We start from the raw sequence: 6,152 nt of genomic DNA on the forward strand, positions 1-6,152 counted from the left end.
GGGGGAGATTGGCAGTTCATGCGAAGGCGGCCATTTATCACCCTTGGCTATTGGCGAAGGCCGTGGGGACAGCCAATCTCCCCCCTTGAGGGGGAGATGGCCGGCAGGCCAGAGGGGGGTGCCTCGCGCATCCGCTGGTGCTTAGCCCATGCACTTCGGTCCCCATCTCCTCCTCGCCGCTCTCGAAGGCCTCGTCACCTCGTCAGTGCTAGCCCTGACGGCGCTCGGCCTGTCGCTGGTGTTCGGCGTCATGCGGGTGGTCAATGTCGCGCATGGCGAGTTCTTCATGCTGGGCGCGGTGCTCGCCTGGGCGATCACCACGGCCATCGGCGGTCACCCTGCGCTCGGCTTCCTGGCGGCGCTGGTGATTGCCCCGCTGATCGTCGGCGCCATTGCGCTGGTCGCCGAACGGCTGGTGCTGCGCCGGCTCAATTACAATCCGGAAGCCACCATCGTCGCCACCATCGGCATGCTCTACATCATCCAGCAGCTGGCGCTGACTTTCTATGGCCCGGAGGCTCGGCCGGTCGAGCCGCCGTTCAGCTACCGCATCCTTTTGCCGTGGTTCGGCTATTCCGGCTACAAACTGTCTGTTATCGCCGCTTCCGCGCTGCTGCTCACCGCGACATGGCTGGTGCTGACGCGCACCAGGATCGGCCTCGTCATGCGCGCCACGCAGTATGACAGCGAAACCGCACAGGCCTTCGGCATCCCTGTCGGCCGTGTCTATGGCGGCGTCTTCGCGCTCGGTGCCATGCTGGCGGCCATTGCCGCGGTGCTGATCGTGCCGATCAGCCAGGCGCATTATCTGATGGGACAGGATCCGCTGCTGCTCTCCTTCATCGTCGTCATCATCGGCGGCCTCGGCTCGCTGCGCGGCACGGTCGTCGCCGCCGTGCTGATCGGCCTCTCCGACGGCATCATCTCGATGTTCTTCTCGCCGACGCTGGCCAAGATCATTGCCACGCTGCTCGTCGCCATGGTGCTGGTGTTCCGCCCGCAAGGCCTGTTCGGGACGGCATCGCGATGAGCGAAGCTTCGCCGGCAAAAGCCTATGCCCTGCATCTCGGCGTCATCGCCCTGCTCTTCGTGCTGAGCTTCCTGCTGCCGGACTACTATCACGGCCTGCTTGCCCGCATCATGGTGCTGGCGGTCTTTGCCATGGGCTACAACATGCTGTTCGGCTATGTCGGCCTGCTCAGCCTCGGCCATGCGATGTTCTTCGCCGCCGGGCTCTATGGCGCCGGCCTTGCCGTCATCCAGCTCGGCTGGAGCGTACCAGCGGCATTCGCCTCGGGCCTCGGCTGTGGTGTTGTTGTTTCACTCGTGATCGGCCTGCTGGCGTTGCGCACCACGGGCGTCGCCTTCATGATCGTCACCATGATGTTCGCTCAAGTGTTCTACCTCCTCATCCTCTACTTCGCGACTTGGACCGGCGGCGACCAAGGCATGGTCGTGCCGCAGCCGGCGCGGGTGCTCAGCTTTGGCGCTACATCGCTCGAACTCACCAATCCGACGGTGCGCTACATGACAGCGCTGGCGCTGTTTTCCATCGTGCTGCTCGTCACATTGGCCATCGTCCGCTCCCGCTATGGCCGCGTGCTGGTCGCCATCCGCGAGAATGAGGAGCGCACGAAGATGCTCGGCTACGATACGTTTTCGAACAAGCTCGCCGCCGTCGTCATCTCCGGCATCATCTGCGCGGCCTCGGGGGCCGCCTATGCGCTGCTGTTCGGCTATGTCGGATCGAGCTTCGCGTCGGTGCAGTATTCGATCCTGCCGCTGCTGTGGGTGCTGCTGGGGGGTGCCGCGACGACGCTCGGACCGCTGATCGGCACGCTGTTCATGTACTATGTCATTGATATCACCAGCGGCTACACCTCCGCCTATCTGCTGATCGTCGGCATCGCGCTGATCCTGCTGGTGCTGTTTTTCCCGAAAGGCATTCTGGGCAGCATCCGCCAGCGCTGGCTCGGGTGGCTGCCATGATGCCGCTTTTGACCACCAAGGGCCTGTCGCGCAATTTCGGTGGTCTGCGCGCCGTCGACAATGTCGATTTCGCGCTGATGCCGGGCGAGATCCGCGCCGTGATCGGCCCCAACGGGGCGGGGAAGACCACCTTCGTCAGCCTGGTCAGCGGCCGCATCCAGCCGTCTGCCGGCATGATCGTCTTCGACGGCGCCGACATCACCAATCTGCCTGCCTATGTCAGGGTGCGCAGGGGCATCGCCTACACCTTCCAGCTCACCAGCGTCTATGCCAACCTGTCCGTTTACGCCAACGTCGCGCTGCCCGCGCAACTGACGCTGCGGCATGGCAGCCATTCCAAGAGCGCGATACAGGCCGCTGTCATGACCGCACTGGAACGCACCGGCCTGGCCGATCGTGCCCACATGCCGGCCGGCCAATTGTCCTACGGCCATCAGCGCCTGTTGGAAGTGGCGATGGGCCTCGCGCTGAAGCCGCGCCTGCTGATCCTCGACGAGCCGACGCAAGGGCTGGCCGACAGCGAGATCGACAATTTCATCACCCTGGTGCGCGAGATCGCCAAGAACGCCACCGTGCTTCTGATCGAGCACAACATGCCTGTCGTCATGCAACTCGCCGACCGCATCACCGTCTTCAATGCCGGCAAGATCCTGGCCGAAGGCACCCCCGAAGCGATCCGCCAGAACGCGGCGGTGCAGGAAGCCTATCTGGGGACCGCCCCATGACCGAGGCAAAGTCCGAGGCGCTGACCATCTCTGGACTGGACTGCTACTATGGCGAGGTCCAGGTGCTCTATGGCCTCGACCTGGTGCTGAACAAGGGCGAGGTGCTGTGCCTGTTCGGCCGCAATGGCGCCGGTAAGACAACGACGCTCAAAGCCATCATGGGGCTGGTTCCCTCAAGCGCCGGCTCGATCAAACTGGCTGGCCAAGAATTGACCGGGCTGCCGGCGCATGAGGTGCCCAAGGCCGGCGCCGCCTATGTGCCGCAGGGAAGGCGGCTGTTCGCCGAAATGACGGTGGCCGAAAACATCGAGATCGGCCTGATGGCCCGCAGCAAGGGCAAGGCGACGCGTGAAAACGTGCTCGACCTCTTTCCATTGCTGCGCCAGCGGCTGCGGCAGCGTTCCGGCACATTGTCCGGCGGCGAACAGCAGATGCTGGCCATGGCGCGCGCGCTCTGTCTCGAACCGCAAGTGCTGCTGCTCGACGAGCCGACCGAAGGGCTGATGCCGTCGATGATCGCCAAGATCCGCGAGACGGTGTCGAAGCTGCGCGACATGGGCGTCTCGACCATCCTGGTCGAGCAGCGTGTCGATGCAGTGCTTTCGGTCGCCGACCACGTTGCCTTCATCGAAAACGGCCGCAACCGCGAGACGGTCGACGTCGAGGAGTTGCGCGCCGACCCGTCGGCGGTCCGCCGCTATGTCGGCGTCGGGTGATCAGCCGAAGAACAGAAAGCCCGCGACCAAAAATATCGGGATCAGCACCAGCCCAGACCACAGCATGTAGCCGAAGAAGCCCGGCATCTTCACGCCGCGATGGCGGGCGATGGCGTAGACCATGAAGTTCGGCGCATTGCCGATATAAGTGTTGGCGCCCATGAACACCGCGCCGGCCGAGATCGCGGCAAGCGTCGAAGCGAACTCCGTCATCAGGTGCCGGGGGTCGCCGCCGGCAAGCTCGAAGAACACCAGATAGGTCGGCGCATTGTCGAGGAAGGACGACAATGCCCCTGTCAGCCAGAAATAGGCGAGATCGTTGGGCGTACCCGAGGGTGAACTGACAAGCGACACCAGCGGTGCCAGCGCGCCGTCATGGCTTGCCCTTAGGATGGCGATGACCGGCACGATGCAGATGAAGATGCCGGCAAACAATTTTGCCACCTCTGCTATCGGGCCCCAGTTGAAGCCGTTCGCCTCCCGGTGGCTCTTGTAGGAGAGCGGAAGCGACAGCAGGGCGAGCGCCAGGATGATGGCGTCGCGCACCAGATTCTGCAGTTCGAGACTGACGCCGAACACGGAGAAGCTGACGCCCGGCTTCCAGGCCGCCGACAGCAGGATGGCGCCGATCACACCTGCCAGCAGCGGAAGGTTGGCCAGGCCGCGCAGACGCACCGTCGTGTCCGGCGTCGGATCCTTGATCTTCGGCGCGCCAGCCTCGCGCCGATGCAGGATGATGTCGATGCCCAGGAAGACGGCCAGCACGGCACCGCCGACGAACAGGGTCTCGCGCCAGAGATTGGCGGTCGTCCAGAAGAAGTCGACACCTCTGAGGAAGCCGACGAACAGCGGCGGATCGCCAAGCGGCGTCAGCGAGCCGCCGATGTTGGACACCAGGAAGATGAAGAAGATGACGACATGGGCGTTGAACGGCCTGTTATCGTTGGCGCGGATGATCGGCCGGATCAGGATCATCGAGGCACCGGTCGTGCCTATCACCGAGGCCAGCAGCGCGCCGACCAGCAGCAGGCTTGCATTCACCAGCGGCGTGCCGTGAATGTTGCCGGCAAGGAGAATGCCGCCCGAAATGGTGAACAGCGCAAACAGCAGGATGATGAACGACATGTATTCCGTGAGCAACGCATGCAGCACCGCTTCGGTCGCTGTGGGAACACCGAAGGCAATCGCCAGCGGCACGATCACCAGCGCGGCCCAAAGGGCCGATATCTTGCCGTAGTGATGTTCCCAGGCATGAGGAAACAGCAGCGGACCGGTGGCGATCGACAACAGCAGCCCGGCAAAGGGCAGCGCCCACCACAGCGACATCGAAGCGCCGGGCAGGCCGTGGTCTTCGGCGGCAAAAGCTGTTCCAGGAAACAGTATTGCGAAAACTGTTACAGCGCATGGGATCGCGTACGAGAAAGGCCCCCTCATCCGGCCGCTACGCGGCCACCTATGCCGGGGCGAGTCACGGGCCTCGCCCGTCCTTCGGACCCCCGCTGGGGAGAAGAGACGAGCTTCGGCGCCGGCAGCCTCCTCTCCCCTCGGGGAGAGGTCGGATTGCCCCGAATTGCCCTTCGCAATTCGGCTGGCAATCCGGGTGAGGGGGTGCTTGCCCAAGGGCCGTTCAATCCGACAAAGGGTCTTCGAGCGTCACGCCGGCGTCGCGCAGGCGCTGCAGCATGGCATCGAGCGAACCGTTGAGATCGATGCCGCGGCAGGCATCGAGCCGCACTGTGGTTTTGAAGCCCTGGCTGACGGCGTCCAGCGCCGAAAAGCCGACGCAGAAATCGGTCGCCAGCCCGACCAGGGTCAGCGTGTCGATGCCGCGCTCCCGGAGGTAGCCGGCAAGGCCGGTCTGGGTCGTGCGGTCGTTCTCGAAGAAAGCCGAATAGCTGTCGATATCAGGCCTAAATCCCTTGCGAATGACGAGCTCGGCCTTGGTCCAGGCGAGGCCGGAATGGAAATCCGAGCCCAGGCTGCCCTGGATGCAGTGGTCCGGCCACAGCGTCTGCTGACCATAGGGCATTTCGATCATCGTGAAAGGCTGCGCGCCCGGATGGCTGGAGGCAAAGCTGGAATGACCGGCGGGATGCCAGTCCTGCGTCAGCACGACATGGTCGGTTCGCCGGATCAGGTCGTTGACCAGCGGCACGATCTCATCGCCGCCGGCAACCGCCAGCGCACCGCCCGGACAAAAATCGTTCTGCAGGTCGATGACGACAAGCGCTTCGTCGGCCATGGGCTTTCCTCTTCCGTATGCAGGCTCCAGTGGAAAATGCCGCTGACGCGACCGGACGCAGAAACTTGACCAGATGGCCGGCGGCGTCAACCCTCTCGCGACATAACAAATGCGTGCCGGCCGGGCCGCCGCAAACTCGGGCTTTGACAAATCCTGCGGGCTTGATATCATTTGCATACGAATGAGTTTCTCGGCTCGAACGCCGGAAATACCGGATTCGGAAAGTTCCTTTCTGGAAGGCAAAGCGTGATCCGTTACGCGAAACCCACCTCGGTCGACGAAGCGCTCGCTTTGCTTGGCGAGGGCGCCTGGCGCATCCTTGCCGGCGGCACCGATTTCTATCCGGCACAGGGCAGCAAACCCTTCCGCGACAATGTTCTCGACATTAACGGCCTGGCGGCGCTGCGCGGCATTGCCGAGACGCACGACCATTTCGTCATCGGCGCGCGCACGACCTGCACCGAGATCGTCCGCCATCCC

General features: G+C 63.8%; 7 protein-coding genes. 5 read left to right on the forward strand and 2 right to left on the reverse strand.

The genetic code is table 11. From position 1 onward, the window contains the following. The first annotated feature begins 148 nt into the window (after nt 1-148). Genes EOC06_RS26120 through EOC06_RS26135 form a run of 4 tightly spaced genes read left to right on the forward strand, consistent with a single transcriptional unit; the run spans nt 149 to nt 3,430 of the window. Entirely contained in the window at nt 149-1,030 is an 882-nt protein-coding gene (locus EOC06_RS26120) for a branched-chain amino acid ABC transporter permease (protein ID WP_127267045.1), read from the forward strand. Next, a complete protein-coding gene (locus EOC06_RS26125; protein WP_128309132.1) occupies nt 1,027-1,989 on the forward strand; it encodes a branched-chain amino acid ABC transporter permease in 963 nt (320 codons plus the stop codon). The genes EOC06_RS26120 and EOC06_RS26125 overlap by 4 nt, the downstream gene beginning before the upstream one ends. Beyond that, nucleotides 1,986-2,714 (forward strand): ABC transporter ATP-binding protein, encoded by a 729-nt coding sequence (locus EOC06_RS26130; protein ID WP_128309133.1) that lies wholly within the window; start codon nt 1,986-1,988, stop codon nt 2,712-2,714. Before EOC06_RS26125 ends, EOC06_RS26130 begins: the two co-directional genes overlap by 4 nt. Further along, the gene (locus EOC06_RS26135; protein WP_128309134.1) at nt 2,711-3,430 is read left to right on the forward strand and encodes an ABC transporter ATP-binding protein; all 720 of its coding nucleotides are present in this window, start codon (nt 2,711-2,713) and stop codon (nt 3,428-3,430) included. Before EOC06_RS26130 ends, EOC06_RS26135 begins: the two co-directional genes overlap by 4 nt. On the opposite strand, the gene EOC06_RS26140 is transcribed toward EOC06_RS26135, so the two are convergent. Together EOC06_RS26140 and pncA are read right to left on the reverse strand one after the other, a co-directional pair. Beyond that, the gene (locus tag EOC06_RS26140; RefSeq protein ID WP_128309135.1) at nt 3,431-4,864 is read right to left on the reverse strand and encodes a sodium:proton antiporter; all 1,434 of its coding nucleotides are present in this window, start codon (nt 4,862-4,864) and stop codon (nt 3,431-3,433) included. Nucleotides 4,865-5,057: 193 nt separating this feature from the next. After that, nucleotides 5,058-5,672, reverse strand: a complete 615-nt coding sequence (gene pncA, locus EOC06_RS26145; protein WP_128309136.1) for a bifunctional nicotinamidase/pyrazinamidase — start codon at nt 5,670-5,672, stop codon at nt 5,058-5,060. Nucleotides 5,673-5,918: 246 nt separating this feature from the next. On the opposite strand from pncA, the gene EOC06_RS26150 reads away from it, so the two are divergent. Then, on the forward strand, nt 5,919-6,152 hold a 234-nt coding region (locus EOC06_RS26150), incomplete at its 3' end, for an FAD binding domain-containing protein (protein ID WP_206631257.1).

The sequence above is a fragment of the Mesorhizobium sp. M7A.F.Ca.MR.362.00.0.0 genome, from assembly GCF_004023175.1.
In the GTDB taxonomy this organism is placed as follows: Bacteria; Pseudomonadota; Alphaproteobacteria; order Rhizobiales; family Rhizobiaceae; genus Mesorhizobium.